Raw genomic sequence first — 18,864 nt, forward strand, 5'->3', positions numbered from 1 at the left:
ACGACATGGATGGGCCGCATGCGTTCAGGGTCAGTCTCCGCCCGTGACGCGGACGATTTCGTCGTCGGAGTAGCCCAGCTCCGCCAACACCTCCGTCGTGTGCTCCCCGGCCATGGGTGGGACGCGCCTGGTCGCCGGACGCACACCGTTGAACTGCAGAGGGAACGCGACATCCCGGTACCCGGGAATCCTGGGATGATCGACGGGCTCCAGAAGTTCGTTGGCGCGTACCTGTTCGTCATCGACGACTTCCGAGACGTCGCGAATCGGAGCCGAGGGCACGCGGTGCTCGTCCAGGAGTGATCGTAATTCAGCTGTAGTCAAACGTTCTGTACTCGGCTCGATCAGCTGGTGCAGCACGTCCCGGTTCGCGACCCGCGATGGGTTGTCTTGGAAGCGGGCGTCCTCGAGCAAGTTCCGTAGGTCCAGGGCCTGGCACAGCCTCGCGAAGATCCCGTCGTTGCCTGCCGAGATCATCAGCTCTCCATCTGCCGTTCGAAACGCCTCATAGGGCGCGATCGAAGCGAGACCGGTGCCCATCCGGCCCGGGACGACCCCGCTGGCCAGATAGCCCTGTAGGTGGTACGAGACCCAACCCAAGGACGTCGCCAAGAGCGAGGCCTCTACGTGTGTACCCTCTCCAGTCCGGTCCCGATGTCGCAAGGCAGCCAGAACGCCGAGAGCCGTCAGGATGCCTGTACCGACATCCACGACCGAGCCACCCACGCGGGCCGGTGGTCCGTCGGGATGACCCGTCAGCGACATCACCCCTGAGTAGGCCTGGATTAGCGGATCATAGCCCGGACGCTCCGCGAGGGGCCCTCTTGAACCATACCCGGTCACCGACGCATAGATGATGGCCGGTCGTCGCTCCCGCACTTGTTCGTAAGCGAAGCCGAGCTTCTCGATGACACCTCCACGGTACGCCTGCACGAACACGTCCGCCGAGTCGAGGAGTCGCCAAAGCACCTCTTTGCCGATGTCGGTCTTGAGGTCCAAGACGACGCTGCGTTTGTTCCGGTTGTATGCAAGAAAAAGCGGCGCCTCGCCCTCCCAGAACGGAGGGCCCCAGCTACGGGTCGGGTCACCTCCGGGCGGTTCGATCTTGATGACGTCGGCGCCGAGGTCGGCCAGAGTCTGGGTGCTGTGGGGACCGGCGATGTTCTGAGTCACATCGACGACGCGGATCCCTTGCAAAACGTGCGGCCTGGACTTCAAGAGATCCTCCCCTGGATGAACGATCCCGCCAATCTGTCAGAAGTCGGTGTGAATCAACAGGACGCTCCCCCGCAACCCACAGGCTCATATGTTCATGTCACGTCACACGGGAGTTGGGGCACACCCCCCTTCCCGATACACCCTTCTCGGGAGCCCGTCCAAGGAGAAGCATCATGCAAAAGCTCGCATCGGTTCTGGCACTGACCGTAGTGCTCGGCACCGAGCCGTCGATGGCCCAAGAACTGCCCTCCGTCTTCCTCGACGAGCTCACTTGGATGGAGGTCGCCGACGCGATCGACGCCGGCACGACCACGATCATCATCCCGACCGCGGGGACCGAGCAGAACGGGCCCCACATGGTTCTCGGCAAGCACAAGTTCATCGTCACCGCAGCGGCGGAGCGCATCGCCGGCCAGCTCGGGAACGCCTTGGTCGCGCCGACGGTGACCTACGTCCCGGAGGGAACCGTCGAGCGGATCCGCGGCAACCGCCAGCGCGCGGGCACGATCACGCTCCCCAACGAACACTACATGAAGCTGCTCGAGTACGCGGCACGTAGCCTCGAAGCAGGAGGCTTCACCGACATCGTCATGATCGGCGACAGCGGCGGGAATCAACGAGGGATGGAGGAGGTGGCCGCGATGCTCAACCAGGAGTGGTCCGATGGCCCCGGGCGGGTGCACTTCGTCGGGGACTACTACGCCAACAACGGCGTCAACGAGTGGCTCAACAGCCAGGGGGAGACCGATGAAGCGATCGGGTCGCACGCCGGTATCCGCGACACGTCCCAACTCTGGGCGCTCCACCCTGAGCACATCCGTGTGGACCTACTCGCACCCGGTGGCGGCTTCGAGGGCAGCGGTGTGCGGGGCGACGCGTCTCGCGCATCGGTCGAATACGGCCGCAAGGGTCTCGAGCTGAAGGTCGCGGCCGCCGTGTCTCAGACCCGGGAGTTGATCGCCAACCGCCGCTAGAGCGCTAATCTGTGTTCAGCGCTTCAGCAGGATCACGCCGCATCGCACGCACCGCCGGCACCACGGCCGCCACCATCGCGACCAGCAGCATGCCTCCGCCAACCGAAACGAAGGTCACCGGATCCGTAGTGTCGACGCTGAACAGGAAACTCTCGAGGACACGAGCGCCGGCGGCGGCGGCGATGCCGCCCATGAAGAGCCCGATGACGGTCAATTTGAGGCCATCCCCGATGACCGAGCGCGCAATACTCGGTGCCGTCGCGCCGATCGCCCGACGGATCGCGATCTCACGCGAGCGCTGCCCTACCGCGAAAGCGAGCACGCCGTAAATCCCGACGCACGCTAGCACGACGGCGAGCGTGCTGAAGATCCCCATCAGAAAGGCGGCAAACCGCGGCGTCGCGGTCTGTGCCTCGTATGAGGTCATGAGCGGCTGAACCTGGAAAACGGGTAGGTCCGGATCCAGATCGGCGACTACCTGGCGGAGCGACACACCGATCGCAGAAGGGCTCGAGGCGGTCACCGAGACCTCGATGGTTCGCGTAGGGAGCTGCCAATACGAGAAGAACACGTCTGGGCTGTTCCCCTCGGCCATCAGCGATGTCCTGAGGTCCCGATATCGGAGATCCTCGATCACTCCCACGATCTCCAGCGGAGTCCGCGCGCCGGACCGGAGGTACATCGTCTGCCCGATCGGATTCTCGTCGGGGAAGACCCTGCGAACCATCGCGGCCGTGATGACCGCCGCGCCGATGCCGTCACCGACGTCGGTGGCGTCGAGAAAACGCCCCTCGAGCAACGTGACCCCGAGCGTCTCGAAGTAGCCCGGCGTCACGGAGTGCATGTGGAACCTGATGCGGTCCTCAGGCGCGTCTTGTCGGAAGATATACGCTCCCGACGACCCGCCTCGGAAAGGGAGATCACTCGAGATGGAAGCCGCTTGAACTCCAGGGACTTCCGCAACCCGGCGCTCCAGTTCGGCCACGAAATTGATGATCGACTCCTGCGAGTCGTATCGGCTCCGCGGGAGTTGCATCCGCATCGCAGCCACCTGCTCGATCTCGGACCCGGTATCGACGGCCAACTCGGCGCGGAAACTGCGCGTGAGCAGTCCTGCCCCAACCATCAGGATCAACGCGAGCGCCACTTGGGCAACGACGAACACGTGCTGGGCCCGCAGGCGCCGCAGGTTGCCGCCCACAGCGGACCGGGCACCCTCACGTAGCGTGGTCGCGATGCCGGGTCGAGCGCTGGCTACCGCGGGGACGAGCCCCGTGACGACGCCTACAAATGCCAACACTACTATCGAGAAAGTGAAGGCACCCACGCTGAGCTGAGGCTCGACGTACCCGGGCAGCACGCCCTGCGGGATCATGGGCGCCAAGAAGCGGAGCCCCACCCATGCCAAAACGAGTCCAAAGGCCCCGCCGACGCCCGCGAGCACGACGCTCTCCGTGAGCAGCTGGAACGCGATCCGGCGTCCCTCCGCGCCGAGCGCCCGGCGCAACGCGATTTCTCGAGTCCGCCCGTGCGAGCGTACCAGCAGCAGATTGGCGACGTTCGCGGCAGCGATGAGCAGCAGTACAATCCCAGCACCCATCAGCACCCACAGTAGTCGCGCGGTGACGCCGAGGTACGCTTCACGAAACGGCTGGATCTGGGAGTACCGTTCTTCATGCTGCTCAGGAAACATGTTCTGCAAGTCAGCGGCGATGACGTCCAGCTCGGCTTGCGCGGTGGAGATATCCGCACCGTCGGCCAGGCGACCGATGACGCTCAGGAATCGCGAGCCGCGCGCGTCGAGTATGCCCACGCCGGAAACCAACGAGATCATCGCTTCGGGAATCCACACATCCGTGTTCAACGCAGTGCCGCCGAAACCCTCCGGCATGACCCCGACAATCGTGAGCGGCCGATCATTCAGCAGGAGATCTGTACCCACCGCCTGGGGTTCGAGTCCGAACCGACGCTGCCAGAACGCATGGGAGATGACCACGACCGGAAACGCGTCCGGCTCGACATGCTCCTCAGTCAGGAACGTTCGTCCCCGACTCGGCTGGGCGCGTAGAACCTCGAAGTACTCCGCTGTGACGGCCTCTGCCGCGACCCGCTCGGCCTCACTTCCGCCCGTCACCGCGGCCGAGAAGTTGCCGACGGCCGCCATCGGGGATACGAGCTCGGAGCGTTCGTTCCAGTCCCTGAACTCAGGGAACGACGCGCCACGGATCGAGATTTCACCGTCAACGAGATGGTACCCATTCAGGTAGACCAGCTCCTCGTGATCCTCGAACGGCATCGCCTGAAGCAACGCCGCGTCCACCACCGAGTAGATCGCCGTGTTCCCGCCCAGCGCGAGCCCAAGCGTGAGCACCGCGACGAGCGTGAAGCCCGGGCTCCTGCGGAAGGTCCGCAATGCGAATGCGAGGTCCTGTCTCAATCCACCCATCGTCATCGTCCTCCCCCTGTGAGCTCGTTGCCTACCCGCCTCGCGGCGCATCTCGGCTTCGATTCTCGTCATGTCCCCGAAGCGTCGCTCGGCGAGTCGCCTCGCCTCTTTTGGGTCCATGCCCCCGTGTACGAGCTCGTCGGTACGGAGATCCAGGTACAACTCGATCTCCTGCTTGATGTCCTCGGTCTCGTCGGCTCGGACTTGGCCCGGGCGAAGAGACCGAAGGAAGGGGGTGCGGCTCATCCTTGCACCCTACCGCGAACCGCCACCCAAGATCGCGGCCACCGCCCCCGAGTATCGGGCCCAACGGGCAGCCTCAGCGGCCAAATGTTCGGCACCCGCGGGCGTGACCCGGTAGAACTTTGCCCTGCGGCCGGTGGCGGTCTTCCCCCACTGCGCGTCGAGCAGGTTGCGGCCCTCGAGCCGGTGCAGCGCGGGGTACAGCGCGCCCTCTTCGACCGCGAGCACACCTTCCGAGCCATCGCGCAGAGCCTTCCCGATCGCGTACCCATGCAGGGGCGCGGCCTCTACCGTCCGGAGGATGAGAAGGTCCAGCGTTCCGGTGAACAGGTTACTGCCGCTCATGTGGTGCCCCTGGAGTGCAAACCAGAATCATTGCAGAAGCCAGGTTCGACCTACCCCTGCGTGGCTCATGCATCGCCCACTTAGGTATAGGGGACGACACCTAGCTGGTCAAGGGGTAGGGCGTACTTGCGTCCGGGGACCGGACGGGTGTAATCGTGCGGCGCCGCCGGACCACCACGCATGGGAGGTCGATCGTGACGCCGTTGAGAATCCTGCTGTTCGGGCTCGTCTCCCTGGCGCTGGCGCCGATATCGATGCTTGGGCTCATCGCCTACATGGGCGCCTTGCTGCTGCTCAACCGTCGCAAAGGCATCTCGGGCACTGCCTATGAGCCTTTCATGGGCCGAATGATGATGCACGACGCCGGCGAACGTGAGGACGTCGCAGCGAAAAAACTGTCGGTGACCTTACCCGCGCTACCGCCCCCGATCTGGTCGTTGTTGATGGGACCGACCATGCTCGCGGGACGCCTGAGCGGCTACTTCCCGGAAACCTTCCGGTACCCCGGCCCGCGCCCCGCAGGCCTCGCGTCCGCGATGGGCATCCGCACCGAGTTCTTCGACCGCACGCGGCGGGCTTCGCTGGACACCGCCGAGCAGGTCGTCATTCTCGGAGCGGGCTGGGGTACCAGAGCGTACGGCATCTTGCGTGAGTGGGGTCACCCTGTGTTCGAAGTCGACGCCCGACCGACTCAGCAAGCGAAGCTCGCGGCCCTCCAGAAGGCGGGCATCGACTCCTCCCACGTCACCTTCGTGGAGGTCACGATGTACCTGGAAGAAGAGGCCATCACCGACACGCTGCGTACCGTGTCGTCGTTCCCCTCGGGCAGCACGCTCGCGTTCGACTACTTCGCCCGGCAGCTGGTGAAGGCCGAGCCGCCGCTGCGTCTGTTGGGCATGGTAGCCACCGCAAGCATTCGTTGGTTCTACGGCGAAAACATCATGTTCGGCTTCGACATGGAGCCCCCAGCGAAGGACACGATCGCCGCCCGGTTGAGCGAGCACGACCTCGACCTACTCGACTACGAGATCCTGAGCGGCGAAGAGAAGGGCAAGATCGCGATCTACGGCTTCGCGCTGGCCTCGCCGATGGGCTAGCTGGTCTACGCGCTGCCTAGCGCCACTCCCTCTGCAACTCCTCGAGCGCAGCGCCACCGGGACACAGGGTTTCGTATGGGACGTCGACCAGCGGCCGATCCACGGTGCCGTGGAAGCCGTGCATGTCGGCGCCCGCCTCCTCCAAGAACAGAAGGCCCGTGGCGATTTCACCTCGCGACCTGGTCGCGCCCAGATAGTCGAGCACGCCACCCCGGTCGCTGGGGTCGTACTCCTCGTCGACCTTCCGCAGCTTCACCACGCTACCGTCGTGCATGGTGATTGCCCGCACGGACCCGTCGGCGTAGTCGGTCTTGATCTCGGTTCGCAGCGGAACGAAGTCGGTCGCGATGACCTCGTGCATGTTGTCGCGCGTATGCGCGTAGCTCTTCGTGGAGCCCTTGTGGTCGGCGAAGGTCACGCATGGCGAAATGACATCGACGAGGGCGAAGCCATTGTGCGCCAGCCCGGCCTTGAGAATAGGCACGAGTTGGGCCTTGTCTCCCGAGAACGAGCGCGCCACGAAGGTCGCACCCAGCGAGAGCGCCAGGTTCACCGGATCGATCGGTCCTTGCTTGTTCACCTCACCGCGCTTCGAGGTCGTGCCGATGTCCGCAGAGGCCGAAAACTGGCCCTTGGTGAGGCCGTACACACCGTTGTTCTCCAAGACGTACAGCATGTTCACGTTGCGACGGATCGCGTGGCAGAACTGGCCGAGGCCGATGGAGAGCGAATCGCCGTCTCCGGAGATGCCGACGAAGAGCAGATCTCGGTTCGCCGCATTCGCCCCGGCGGCGATCGCAGGCATGCGACCATGCACGCTGTTGAAGCCGTGTGCCTCGCTCACGAAATAGGCCGGCGTCTTCGAAGAGCAGCCGATCCCGGACAGCTTCGCGACCCGATACGGCTCGACGTCCAACTCGAAGAAGGTCTGAACGAGCGCGGCGGTGACCGAATCGTGACCGCACCCGGCGCACAGCGTCGACATGGTGCCTTCATAGTCGCGAACCGTGAGCCCGAGCGCGTTCCTCGGCAGCCTTGGGTGCCTGGCCGAAGGCTTGGTGATATAGCTCATGGGACCTCCACGGCGAGCGCCTCCAGGTAGGGGGCGACACCCTCGAGCACGATTCCCTTGCTCAGCGGCTGCCCCCCATAGTCGGTGACCGACACCAGCTTCTGCTTCACGCAGTTCGTCTCCAGCAGCAGCAGCTTCCTCAACTGCTGGTCCCGGTTCTGTTCGACGACGATGACGAGGTCATGCTCGTCCAGGAACTGCTCGACCGTGTGGTTGAACGGAAAGCCGCGAACGCGCAGATAGTCGATCAGCACGCCGTCCCGTATGAGTTGGTCCCGCGCCTCGAGCACCGCCCAGTGGCAGCCGCCGATCGAAAGGAGCCCAAGCCGTGAGCCACCCTCCATCGCGTGCACCTCCGGCTCCGGCACTGCATCAGCCGCCGATTCGACCTTCTTCAGCAAGCGGTCCATGACTTCGCGGTACGCGTCCGAGTCTTCCGTATAGCGTCCGTACTTGTCGTGGCCCGACCCGCGCGTGAAGTACGCGCCCTTCGGATGCACCCCCGGAAGCGTGCGCGCCGCGATGTGGTCACCGTCGACATCCAGGTACCGGTAGAACTGCCCCGCCTGCTCGAGATCCTCCGCGGAGAGCACTTTGCCGCGATCCGGCACGAAATCGTCGTCCCATTCGAGCTTTGGGATCATCCAGTCGTTCATTCCGATGTCCAGATCCGACACGACGAAGGTCGGAGTCTGGAAGCGCTCTGCGAGATCGAAAGCGGCGACCGCGAACTCGAAGCATTCCTTTGGATCCGCCGGGAAGAGCACAATGTGCTTGGTGTCCCCGTGGGATGCGTAGACACAGAGCATCAGGTCGCCCTGTTGCGTGCGCGTCGGCATGCCGGTCGAAGGGCCCGTACGCTGGATATCGAAGAAGACGCTCGGGACCTCGGCGTAGTACGCAAGCCCAATGAACTCGGTCATGAGCGAAATGCCGGGTCCGGAGGTCGGCGTGAACGCCCGCGCACCCATCCAGCCCGCGCCGATGACCATGCCAGCCGCCGCCAGCTCGTCCTCCGCTTGCAGAATGCAGAAATTCTTCTTGCCGGTCTCGGGGTCGACCCGGAATCGATTGCAGTACTCGGTGAAGCCGTCCATGACGGACGTCGCGGGCGTGATCGGATACCAGGCGCCGACGGTGGCACCTGCGTAGACACAGCCCAGAGCGGCAGCGGCGTTCCCGGTGACCATGACGCAGTCCTTCGTCGCGTCCATGGTCTCGAGCCGAATCGGGAGCGGACAGTCGAAGTGTTCCTCGGCGTAATCGTATCCGAGCTCGATCGCGATGAAGTTCGCGTCCATGAGGTGCTGCTTAGTCGCAAACTTCTCCTGCAGCATCCCCTTCACAACGTCCATGTCGATGTCGAGCAGTGCGACGAGCGCCCCCACGTAGGTGATGTTCTTCATCAGGATGCGCGTGCGTGATCCGTCGAAACGGTGGACGCACAGCTCGGCGAACGGAACGCCGAGGAACGCGACGTCGTCGCGCTTGAACTCGTCAGACAGCTCGCGGCTGCTGTCGTATAGAATCCACCCGCCGGACGCGACCTCCTCGATGTCGCGCGCGTAGCTCTCCGGGTTCATCGCCACCATGAGCTGAAAATCGGGGCTGCGCGCGGTGTACCCGTCCGCGTTCACGCGGATCTCATACCACGTGGGCAGCCCCTGGATGTTCGACGGGAATACGTTCTTGCCCGATACGGGGACGCCCATACGGAACAGCGCCTGCAGCAGCAGTCCGTTCGCGCTGGCTGACCCGGTCCCGTTGACCGTGGCGATCTTCAGGCCGAAGTCGTTGACGCCGTAGGTGCTGTCGTGGGCCAAGGTTCCTGTCCCGCGTAGGGGATGAGAAGGTCGAACTGCATCATGTCCCAGGCGGCGGTCGGGCATCGCTCAGCGCACAGACCGCAGTGGACGCACAGGTCCTCGTCCTTGAACATGATGCGCGCCGTTTGGGGAAGGGCCTCGGAGGCAAAGAGCGCCTGTTCCGTATTCTCGGCCACCGCCGTGAGCCGCTGGCGAACCTCTTCCTCTTCACCGTTGTGGGTCATCGTGAGGCAGTGAGTCGGACAGACGTCGATGCACGCGTCGCACTCGATGCAGAGGTTGGTCGTGAAATCGGTCTGAATGTCGCAGTTGAGGCAGCGCTCGACCTCACGCACCGATTCCTTGAGGTCGAAACCCAGCTCGGCTTCCACGAATATGTCGGCGAGCCGCGCCTCCAGATCCTCGTAGCGCATCTCGGTCCGCAGATTCGGATCGTAGTCGTTCGAGTAGCGCCATTCGTGCAGACCCATCTTCGTCGAGACGAGGTTCATGCCGTACGGCAGACGGTCGGTGACCGACTCGTCTTGGCAGTACTGATGGATCGAGATCGCGGCTTGATGTCCGTGCTCGACCGCCCAGATGATGTTCTCGGGGCCCCACGCGGCGTCGCCACCGACGAAGACACCCTCGCGGGTGGTCATGAACGTGGCGCGATCCACGACTGGCATGTCCCAATCGCCGAACTCGATGCCGATGTCACGCTCGATCCACGGGAACGCGTTGTCCTGCCCAATCGCGAGGATCACGTCGTCGGCCTCGATGAACTTCTCACCCAGCTTCTTGCTCACCAGCCGACCGTTCTCGTCTTCGTCCCATTCGACCAGGTCGAAAATCATGCCGGTCAAACGCCCGTTTTCCATCACGAACTTCTGCGGCGAGTGGTTCACCAGAATCTCGATCTGTTCGTCCTCGGCGTCCTCGAGCTCCCACGGAGACGCTTTGAAGTACTGACGCGACTTGCGCGCCATGACCTTGATGTCATTGCCGCCCAACCGCAGGGAGGACCGGCAACAGTCCATGGCGGTGTTCCCGACGCCGATGACCAGGACGCGCTCGCCGACCGAATCGATGTGGCCGAAGTGGATGGACTCGAGCCAGTCGATGCCGATGTGCACGTTGGCGTCGGCCTCTTGGCGCCCCTCAATGTCGAGCTCCTTGCCCTTCGGAGCACCGGTACCGATGAAGATCGAGTCGAACTCGCCCGAGCCGAGCATTTCCTTGAGCGATTCGATGCGGTGGTCGTAGCGGATCTCAACTCCCATATCGAGGATCATGTCGATCTCTTCCTCGAGCACTCGAACCGGTAGGCGGAACGACGGGATGTTGCTGCGCATGAGGCCACCGGCCTTGGGCAGCGCCTCGAAGATCACGCACTCGTAACCGAGTGGCACGAGATCGTTGGCCACCGTGAGTGAAGCGGGGCCAGACCCTATGAGCGCGATACGCTTGCCGTTCTTACTCTCGGGCGCCTTCGGCAGCAGGTGATCGACGTCACCGCGCAGATCGGCCGCAACACGCTTCAGGCGACAGATGGCGACCGGTTCGTCTTCGACACGCGTGCGTCGGCAAGCCGGCTCACAAGGCCGGTCGCACGTCCGCCCCAGAATCCCGGGGAAGACGTTCGACTCCCGGTTGAGCATGTACGATTCGGTGTACTTTCCGTCCGCTATGAGGCGGATGTATTCCGGCACGTTGGTGTGCGCCGGGCATGCCCACTGGCAGTCGACGACCCTGTGGTAGTACTGAGGGTCCTGAGTATTGGTCGGTTGCATCAACCGGTATCATCCCTGAAGAAAGTGTGCCACTGCACGCTCCGCCGGCTGTCCGAGCGAAGGCGGGGTCGGCCCATCATGTTCGTAGCTTCCACACTCCTTAAGTACTGGCTTTGGCCGTAAACCGTTGCGTCGGTAGGGTTCCCGCGGGAATCATCGGCGCCATGGCGAGCCCCCCACGCGCTACTCGTTCTGACGGAGGTTCCTCAGGGCGATATTCACCGCCCATCCGAACATCATGTCGTCCACCCCACCGGTCTCTGCCCGCTTGCGAGCCTCCGCTACGATGCGAATGACGTCGATGTTCTGGAGGGAGGAAGCGGTCACGGTGTCACTATAGCTCGACCCTGTCCGGTATTGGAACTGGGACGTCGTATCCATTCCAGTCGCGTACTCGATCAGGCTCTCTCCGTATGCCTGCCGGAAGAGCCCGACAGTCGTCGGGTCCATGACCGAGGTCTGGAACTTGAAGGTCGTCTCGCGGAAGAGCATGAGGACGTCGCCCACCGCCGGATCAGCGCCAAAGAGAGTCGAAAGAACGGTCTTCTGGAGGCGGTAGAAGTCCGATGCGACAGATGCCGTATCCGCTCCATTGACAGCGCACTCGTTGCTGGGGGTCCCACCTCCACGGTCCAGTGACGACCAGTTACTGTTCCCGTACGTCCACGCGCCCGTGAGCGTGTCGCGAGTCGCCGCTCCGGCGACCTCGGCGATGCCCAGGCCGGCGATTCCGCCATCGAAGTACATCGTAGCGTGACTGACGCCTATATCACAGACCACCATCATCGTCATCGGAGTGCGGATCGTGAGCGTCTTCTTGCCCGCCACCGTTATTCCAGACTCCATGACCGATCGTATCTCGCTCGCCATCAGCTCGGTCGCCGCTCTCGCGTTGTCGTGGGCTCCGGTCGCCAGGATCTGCGTCGAGTAGTACTGGTTCTGAATCAGAAACGTCGTGCTCACCAGGATGATCACGACCGACGAGAGCAAGAGCGCGAGTATGGCTTCGACGAGCGTGAAGCCGGCAAACCCTCTAGCAGCCCGGCTGCTAGCTACCAGACGGCGGACATGTACGAGGTCACGGAATACGACGGAGCGGCGTCGTTGAGGGGCGTCAGCGTCACGACGATCATATACAACACGGGGGTTATCTCGCTGATCACGGCCTCGCGCTCGTACGAGAACCCCTCGACCGCAGTCGTGTCTGCAGCCGTCCCTATCGAAAGTGAGTCGAACGGCGTCGCTTCCAAGGAGTCCAGCCGTTCGTTGGCGAGCACGACGATCTCCGACTGGACGGCCGCATACCTTATCTGGATCCCCAGAGCGGCGCTGAGCTGTAGCACCATCAAGACGCCCATCGAGAAGATGAGGAGCGCACCCATCACTTCGATGAGCGTAAAACCGCTGCAGCGGCGAGTGGAGGTCCATGGTTGTTGGTTCAAGTCTGCTCGACTTTCGACGCTCCCATGCTGTTGAACGAGACGGTGTACATGGTGGCTCCGGAAGAAAACGATGCCGTTCCGAGCGCGCCAGAAGCCCCGCTGAGGTCGGCGATTCCTCTCGAGTTGAAGACCAGAGAGTCTCCGGTCAGATCTAGATTGATGGCGCTCAAGTTGATATCGGCGTTGTCGCCAAAGCGGCGACTGGACAGCTCCACCGAACCGGACTGAGTTTCAACGACGTACCATCGACTGGACTCGTAGAATCGGATCACCACGGATTCACGGATGCGCACAGCGGTCGCGCGCGCCAAAGTCAGGTCCTGCGCGAACACCAGCGCGGCACGTCGCGCAGCGATTCGTTGGTAGTAACCGCTGAACGAGAGTGAGGCAAAGCCGAGCGTGAGCGCGGTCAATACCAACACGACCGTCATTTCCAGAAGCGTGAAGCCCCGTGTCTTCCGGCTCGAGCCGGTCTCCGGGTTGCGCGCACTTCCGGTCGACAATCTGATCCCTTTGACGTTGGTGGATATCTCAAAGATCCTACACTCCGGGCTTGGCTTCAACGTTTTTCCTTCGCTCACCCCCAACGCGCACGGGGGACAAGCTGCGCTATCCATCCCGCGCATGCGCCCTCGCCTGTAACTTTCTCGCGACTAATGGACGGGGAACTTCCGACTAATTCCCACCCGGAGCACACTTCCCGGATGCATCACAGCCTCTGCCTCACCCTCGCCGCGCTCGCGACCTTCGGCGTACCTGTCCAGGGACAGATCGCCGCGTCTGAGTCAGCAGCCGCCATGGCGTTCGTGTCCGTCGGCACGAGGAGGACCTCTCTCAGAAACAGGGGTGCCTGGATGGTCGGCGGCGACGCCCGGATCTCCTTCGGCACCTCTTTCTCGTTGGGAGGGGGCGGGTGGGCGTTGGCGAAGCCACTGAAGATCTCAGGCGTCGCGGGCGCGTCCGACCTCGAATTGGCGATCTCATACGCGGGTGTGCAGTCGGAGTATCGGCTCGCGCAAGCGCGAGCCATCGGCATCGGGCTGCGCCTGCTGGTGGGTGCGGGCAACGCCAAGATCAGCCTGCCCATCGTCGGCACCGAGCTCGCCGCGGACAATTTCGGCGTCGTAGAGCCTGAGGTCGTCGGCGTTTTCCCCCTGAGCGACCTCGCCGAGCTCCGGGCCCAGCTCGGCTACCGCTTCGTCTACGGCGTCGAAGATCTCCCTCAGGTCGGTCCCGAACATCTGCGTGGCGCAACGCTCACCGTCTCGCTCTTGTTGGGGCCCTTCTAGCGCCACTCGATACGGCTTACGAAAGGCGATCGGCGAGCGCGGACAGCTCGCGCGTGGTCACCGAGACCGCGGCCAATCCCGGCGCTTCTTCGCCCTTGAGCTCCTCGACGATGTCCATGAAGCGCTGGACCTCATGGGGGTGCGAGCGCAGCAACTCGCTGGTAGCCCTGGACGGATCCGCTGCACCTACGGTCTTCGTGACGGCCGCGAAGACGAGGCGTCTGTGCGCCCGGGAAAGCTCCGCTGACAGAACCTGCGCGGCACGCTGCTCCCAGTGATCGTCGCCCGCCGCCGCAAACGTACTACGGCGCAGCCAGGGCACGTGGAAGGCCTCTGAGATCTCGTAGTAGATTCGGCCGGTGTCGAGCGTGCCCGCCTCGGTCTCGCGCCCGATCTCGAGGATCTCCAGTAGTTGGTCCAGGAAGCGGAGCGTGATCAGCCGCTGAGAGAAGGCCTCGTCGGCGCCGACCTCTCGGATCTCATCCACGCGGGCCTCGAACAGCGCGCGGTCTTCCCCGGTGACGATCTCACTAAACGAGTTCCGGAGGGTGGCCAGTCCTTCGAGGTTTTGTGCGACGATACGTGCAGGCGATACGTCCGCGTCGACGTTGCCCAAGACCCATCGAGCCGTGCGCTCGAGCACCCGGGCCAAGCCGAGCAGCCAGCGATACGTGACACGTGAGTTCATCGCGGCCTGAGCACCCATCTCGTTCAGGAGCGCCCGGTGGTCAGCCAGCCGCGACGCCACCAGCCAAGCGCGCGCGATCTGCTCGGCGCTTCGGCCGGTATCACGGACCAGACGGTGCACGAACGTCGCCCCCATCAGGTCGACGAGATCGTTCGTGAGCTGGCTCGCGATGATCTCGCGACGCAGACGGTGCGACGCGAGGTGCTCGCTCCCCACCGCGACCATCGCGGCCGGGGGGAAGTACCCGAGCAAATAGCTCTCGGTCACCGGATCGTCCGGAAGGCCGCTGCGCAGCAAGCCGCTCATCAGGGACAGCTTGGAATAGGCGAGCAAGATGCACAGCTCCGGGCGGGCCAAGGTCTGCCCCCGATCCCGTCGCTCGTCGAGAACGTCACCGGTCGGCAGGGACTCGGAGCGTCGGTCCAACTCACCGGTCTTCTCGAGCGCGAACATGAGATCGCGGAAGTCGTCAGCCCCTTCCTTTGCCCTCCGTGCATCCAAGGAGATCGCGAGACTCTGCGTCCGGTTGTTCATGAGCACGAGCTCCGCCACGTCCTCGGTCAGTTCTTGGAGAAGCTCGTTGCGGCCGTCTTCGCTCATGCTGCCGCTCGCGACCGCGGGCGCCAACAGGATCTTGAGATTGACCTCGTGGTCGGACATGTCGACGCCGGCCGAGTTGTCGAGAGCGTCCGTATTGATGCGGCCGCCGTTCAGCGCGTACTCGATACGCGCTCGCTGCGTGAAGCCGAGGTTACCGCCCTCGCCTACGACCTCGCACCGGACATCCGGCGCGTCGATTCGGACCTCATCGTTCGATGAGTCGCCGACATCGGCGTGGCTCTCGGAGCTCGCCTTCACGTACGTACCGACGCCGCCGTTCCAGAGTAGCTCTGCGGGCGCCCGGAGCACCGCGCGGATGAGGGCCTCCCCCTCCATGATGTCGGGAGCGTCGTCCGGCAAACCGAGCGCGCGGCGGGCCTGCGGCGTCAGCTCGACCTCCTTTGAGCCCCGCGGCACGATCATGCCGCCCTCGCTCAGCAGGCTCGTGTCATAGTCCTCCCAGCTCGATCGCCCGAGCTCGAACACGCGCGTCCGCTCGGCAAACGTCGTCGCGGGATCGGGGTCCGGATCGATGAAGATGTGCCGGTGGTCGAACGCCGCGATCAAGCGGATTTGCTCGGAGAGCAGCATGCCGTTGCCGAAGACATCGCCGCTCATGTCGCCGATGCCCACCACGCTGAACGGCTCGCTCTGGATATCCTTCCCTATCTCGCGGAAGTGACGCTTCACGCATTCCCACCCGCCCCGTGCCGTGATGCCGATCGCCTTGTGGTCGTAGCCGTTCGAACCACCGGACGCGAACGCATCGTCGAGCCAGAAACCGTACTCGGACGAGATGGAGTTCGCGAGGTCCGAGAAGGTCGCGGTGCCCTTGTCTGCGGCGACCACGAGGTACGGATCCGCCGTGTCGTACGCGACGACGTTCTCCGGCGGTACCGTCTTGCCGTCCGAGAGGTTGTCGGTGAGGTCCAGCAACCCGCGTATGAGCGTCTGGTACTGGGCACGCCCCTCTTCCCGCCGCTGCTCGGGGTCGGACGGCACGACGCGGGTCACGAAGCCTCCCTTCGAGCCGCCCGGAACGATCACGGCGTTCTTCACGATCTGCGTCTTCACCAGGCCGAGCACCTCCGCGCGGAAGTCGTCGGGCCGGTCACTCCAGCGGATGCCCCCTCGCGCGACGCTCGAGCCGCGCAAGTGGACGCCTTCCATGCGGGACGAGTGCACCCACACCTCGAAGCGGAGCCTCGAGCGGCGCAAGAACTCCATCTCCCGGCAGTCGAACTTGTACGAGATGTACGGCACACCGCCGGAACGGAACGTCGGCTCCTTGCCGCCGTGCATATAGAAATTCGTACGCAGCGTCGCGCCGATGAGCTCCTCGACTCGGCGCAGTGCACGGTCGTCCGGCAACGCATCCACACTCCGCAGTGACCCGTTGAAGAGAGCCCGGATGTCCGCGATCGCGGAGAGCCGTTCCTCCTTCGAGGCACCGGTCGACGGATCGAACTTCGTGGCAAAGAGATCGAGAAGCTCTTTCGCGATGCCGGGATACCGCACGAGGGCCGCGGGGATCGACTTGCGACTCGGTACGGCCCCGATCTGGAAGGCGGACGCCGCGTACGCGCGCAGCACGTCGACCTCTCTCCAGTGGAGTCCCGCGCTGACGACCAGTGCATTCAGCTGGTCGCTGAGGGCATCGCCGGCACGAGCCGCGAGAATGGTCTCCGACAAGTTCGGGCCACGGCGCTCCACGTCGAGCAACCGTTGCTCGGAGTCCTGAACGGCGAAGACGCAGATCGTAGCGCCTTGCGACCCCGACTCGCCCACCTCGAAGGGCTTCACCGCGATCACCCGTAGCCCTGCGTGCTCCAGGATCGGCATGAAGTCCGAGAGGATCAGCCGCTCGCCTCGCAGAAAGACTTTGAGCTCCGTCACCCCCTGGACACCCGCGACAGAGATCTCCCCGCCGCGGTTCGCGAGCGCGATCGATATCGACCGGCCGCTGGCCGCCAAGGCCTCGAGTTCGAGCACATCGGCGACTGCGATCTCGGGATCGGTCGCCGCCTGGTACTCGGCTGTGAGCCTTGAGCCGTAGAGCGTAGCCAGCCTAAGCGCCTCGTCCGCCGACTTCAGCACGGCCTCGAGCCCCTCTTGCAGGCGGTCGATCCAAGTGCGCGTGAGCAGGGCGACGCGGCGCTCGATCTGCCTCGCGTCGATCTTTTCGAGCCGTTCACTCGTGGCGCCGATATAGAAGTGGAGACGGGCCTGGTCCCCCTCGCCCATCGCGAGATGGTAGTTCAGGACCTCGCCCTGCAGCTCCTCCACTAGAGCGGCCTCGATCGCTTTGCGGACAGTCCCCGAGAAGCGATCCCGGGGAATGATGACCATGACCGCGGCAGCGCGCTTGAGTGGGTCCTCGCGCAGCGTGACACGCACACCCGATGTGTGGTACCGGCTGAGCACGGTCCGGATGTCGCCGCCTATCTCCGCTGCCGAAGTGAGGAAGAGCTCCTCCTTCGGCAGCGAGTTGAAGATCGTTATGATCTCCTTGTAGTCGTATGACCCCTGGACCGCCTCAGCCCCGCTCAGGATCTGCGTGAGTTTCTGACGCAGGATCGGGATGTTCTCGGCATCCTCGGAGTAGGCCTTCGAGGTGAACAGGCCCACGAAGCGATGCTCGCCGGCCGCGGTTCCATCGGGCCTGAGCTTCTTGACCCCGATGTAGTCCATGCGCACCCGGCGATGGACCGTCGACTCCGACTTCGTCTTGCTGATGATCAGCACAGGGCCGCCTTCCACCAGATCGCGAACCCCGTCATCCAGCTGCGACAGCGGGACCGGCCCCGCGTAGCGCGACTGGCCCTCGTTGCGAAGAACGCCGAGTCCGGAGCCGGGCTCCACCAGTACGCTGCGCTCTCCACCCGGTCCGTCGACCAGGTCGTATCCGCGATACCCGAGGAACACGAGTCCCCCGTCTCTAATCCAGCGCAGGAACTCCTGGATCTCGTCGATTTCCTCGCGTCGATCCTCGAGCGCCCGACCGTGTTCCGCGAGCTCCGCCACCACGGAGTTCAGTGCGTCGATCATGGGGCTGAAGTCGTCCGTCGCCCGCACGACGTCCTGGAGACAGCTGCTCAACTCCCGCTGGATACGGTCGAGCCTCTTATGATCATCGACTCGAGCCACTTCGCAGTACACGAGCGACTCCTTCGACCCACCGTCTCCCGGCGGCCGCACCGCGACCAAGTTCCCCTGCTCGTCACGATCAATATCGAAGAGAGGATACACGATCTGGGAGATCGAGAGTTGCTGCGAGTGCAGGAACTCGCGGATCGTGTCTACGATGAAGGGGCGCTCGCTGACGTTGGTTTGCACCGTCGTGACGGGAGCACGCCGGCCATCGCTCTCGGGGTCCGCATTCGACACGACGACGTTGACACGGTCCGGCTTCGCCTCGGCGAAAAAGCGGAACAAGCCCACGACCATCTGGGTCAGGTCGTCGGTTCCCCGCTCCTGCAGCAGCTCGCGCGGGGTCCTGGAGAGAAAGATCTCCGCGAAGTCGACCGCCAGGCGGGCCTCCGGCCCGCCGATGATCTGGCCGACCTGCTCGCAGACCACGCTGACGGTGGGGGAATCCTCTCGGAGTCGGCGATCAGCCGTTTCCGTCGTGTCGCTCATGGGGAAGGGGGTGTGCGCCTGGGCACGACTCTTCGGTAACCGACGTTGAGCGCTAGAAAGATATTGAGTGAAGGATACCCGTGAAGCTGTCGGCGGGAAACCCGCATTGGCAAGAGAAACGGCCTTTCACAATGCAAGTGGCCGAATTCGGGGCTCGTTTTGGGGCTCACAGTCAGTGTCCCATGGTAGCCAACCGTAGACCCGCCTAGCGAA

13 protein-coding genes are annotated in these 18,864 nt (G+C 64.0%); 3 read left to right on the top strand and 10 right to left on the bottom strand.

The genetic code is table 11. The features are described 5' to 3' along the window. Positions 1 to 30 precede the first annotated feature (30 nt). Positions 31 to 1,218 (bottom strand): CoA transferase, encoded by a 1,188-nt coding sequence (locus tag IIB36_08170; protein MCH7531716.1) that lies wholly within the window; start codon positions 1,216 to 1,218, stop codon positions 31 to 33. A 173-nt stretch (positions 1,219 to 1,391) separates the two neighbouring features. Between IIB36_08170 and IIB36_08175 the strand changes: the two genes are divergently transcribed. Further along, on the top strand, positions 1,392 to 2,192 hold the full coding sequence (locus IIB36_08175; protein MCH7531717.1) for a creatininase family protein: 801 nt from the start codon (positions 1,392 to 1,394) through the stop codon (positions 2,190 to 2,192). Between the two features lie 4 nt (positions 2,193 to 2,196). Here IIB36_08175 and IIB36_08180 read toward each other — a convergent pair whose 3' ends face one another. Together IIB36_08180 and IIB36_08185 are read right to left on the bottom strand one after the other, a co-directional pair. After that, positions 2,197 to 4,884 (bottom strand): ABC transporter permease, encoded by a 2,688-nt coding sequence (locus IIB36_08180; protein MCH7531718.1) that lies wholly within the window; start codon positions 4,882 to 4,884, stop codon positions 2,197 to 2,199. 9 nt (positions 4,885 to 4,893) lie between these two features. Further along, entirely contained in the window at positions 4,894 to 5,226 is a 333-nt protein-coding gene (locus IIB36_08185; protein MCH7531719.1) for a PadR family transcriptional regulator, read from the bottom strand. 194 nt (positions 5,227 to 5,420) lie between these two features. Between IIB36_08185 and IIB36_08190 the strand changes: the two genes are divergently transcribed. Then, on the top strand, positions 5,421 to 6,323 hold the full coding sequence (locus tag IIB36_08190) for a class I SAM-dependent methyltransferase (GenBank protein ID MCH7531720.1): 903 nt from the start codon (positions 5,421 to 5,423) through the stop codon (positions 6,321 to 6,323). 16 nt (positions 6,324 to 6,339) lie between these two features. Here the strand turns inward: IIB36_08190 and IIB36_08195 are convergent, their stop codons facing one another. From IIB36_08195 to IIB36_08220, 6 genes are all read right to left on the bottom strand, one after another. Continuing rightward, a complete protein-coding gene (locus IIB36_08195) occupies positions 6,340 to 7,395 on the bottom strand; it encodes a 2-oxoacid:ferredoxin oxidoreductase subunit beta (protein ID MCH7531721.1) in 1,056 nt (351 codons plus the stop codon). Beyond that, positions 7,392 to 9,284: a 2-oxoacid:acceptor oxidoreductase subunit alpha gene (locus tag IIB36_08200; GenBank protein ID MCH7531722.1), complete on the bottom strand. Its 1,893-nt coding sequence runs from the start codon at positions 9,282 to 9,284 to the stop codon at positions 7,392 to 7,394. Before IIB36_08200 ends, IIB36_08195 begins: the two co-directional genes overlap by 4 nt. Further along, the gene (locus tag IIB36_08205) at positions 9,176 to 10,993 is read right to left on the bottom strand and encodes an FAD-dependent oxidoreductase (protein MCH7531723.1); all 1,818 of its coding nucleotides are present in this window, start codon (positions 10,991 to 10,993) and stop codon (positions 9,176 to 9,178) included. Before IIB36_08205 ends, IIB36_08200 begins: the two co-directional genes overlap by 109 nt. 183 nt (positions 10,994 to 11,176) lie before the next feature. Then, entirely contained in the window at positions 11,177 to 11,983 is an 807-nt protein-coding gene (locus IIB36_08210) for a hypothetical protein (GenBank protein MCH7531724.1), read from the bottom strand. 62 nt (positions 11,984 to 12,045) lie between these two features. Further along, entirely contained in the window at positions 12,046 to 12,435 is a 390-nt protein-coding gene (locus IIB36_08215) for a prepilin-type N-terminal cleavage/methylation domain-containing protein (GenBank protein MCH7531725.1), read from the bottom strand. Next, positions 12,432 to 12,938 (bottom strand): GspH/FimT family pseudopilin, encoded by a 507-nt coding sequence (locus IIB36_08220; protein ID MCH7531726.1) that lies wholly within the window; start codon positions 12,936 to 12,938, stop codon positions 12,432 to 12,434. Before IIB36_08220 ends, IIB36_08215 begins: the two co-directional genes overlap by 4 nt. Before the next feature lie 201 nt (positions 12,939 to 13,139). Here IIB36_08220 and IIB36_08225 point away from each other — a divergent pair, with 201 nt between their 5' ends. Further along, entirely contained in the window at positions 13,140 to 13,724 is a 585-nt protein-coding gene (locus tag IIB36_08225; protein MCH7531727.1) for a hypothetical protein, read from the top strand. Between the two features lie 16 nt (positions 13,725 to 13,740). On the opposite strand, the gene IIB36_08230 is transcribed toward IIB36_08225, so the two are convergent. Beyond that, the gene (locus IIB36_08230; protein ID MCH7531728.1) at positions 13,741 to 18,651 is read right to left on the bottom strand and encodes an NAD-glutamate dehydrogenase; all 4,911 of its coding nucleotides are present in this window, start codon (positions 18,649 to 18,651) and stop codon (positions 13,741 to 13,743) included. Between the last annotated feature and the right edge of the window lie 213 nt (positions 18,652 to 18,864).

This window comes from Gemmatimonadota bacterium (assembly GCA_022560615.1).
Lineage (GTDB): Bacteria > Gemmatimonadota > Gemmatimonadetes > Longimicrobiales > Gaopeijiaceae > UBA1138.

Bases quoted from the DNA above. Each gene is read 5' to 3' on its own strand.
- IIB36_08175 (MCH7531717.1), top strand. From the start codon at position 1,392: ATGCAAAAGCTCGCATCGGTTCTGGCACTGACCGTAGTGCTCGGCACC.
- IIB36_08180 (MCH7531718.1), bottom strand. From the start codon at position 4,884: ATGAGCCGCACCCCCTTCCTTCGGTCTCTTCGCCCGGGCCAAGTCCGA.
- IIB36_08185 (MCH7531719.1), bottom strand. From the start codon at position 5,226: ATGAGCGGCAGTAACCTGTTCACCGGAACGCTGGACCTTCTCATCCTC.
- IIB36_08195 (MCH7531721.1), bottom strand. From the start codon at position 7,395: ATGAGCTATATCACCAAGCCTTCGGCCAGGCACCCAAGGCTGCCGAGG.
- IIB36_08200 (MCH7531722.1), bottom strand. From the start codon at position 9,284: ATGCCCGACCGCCGCCTGGGACATGATGCAGTTCGACCTTCTCATCCC.
- IIB36_08205 (MCH7531723.1), bottom strand. From the start codon at position 10,993: ATGCAACCGACCAATACTCAGGACCCTCAGTACTACCACAGGGTCGTC.
- IIB36_08225 (MCH7531727.1), top strand. From the start codon at position 13,140: ATGCATCACAGCCTCTGCCTCACCCTCGCCGCGCTCGCGACCTTCGGC.
- IIB36_08230 (MCH7531728.1), bottom strand. From the start codon at position 18,651: ATGAGCGACACGACGGAAACGGCTGATCGCCGACTCCGAGAGGATTCC.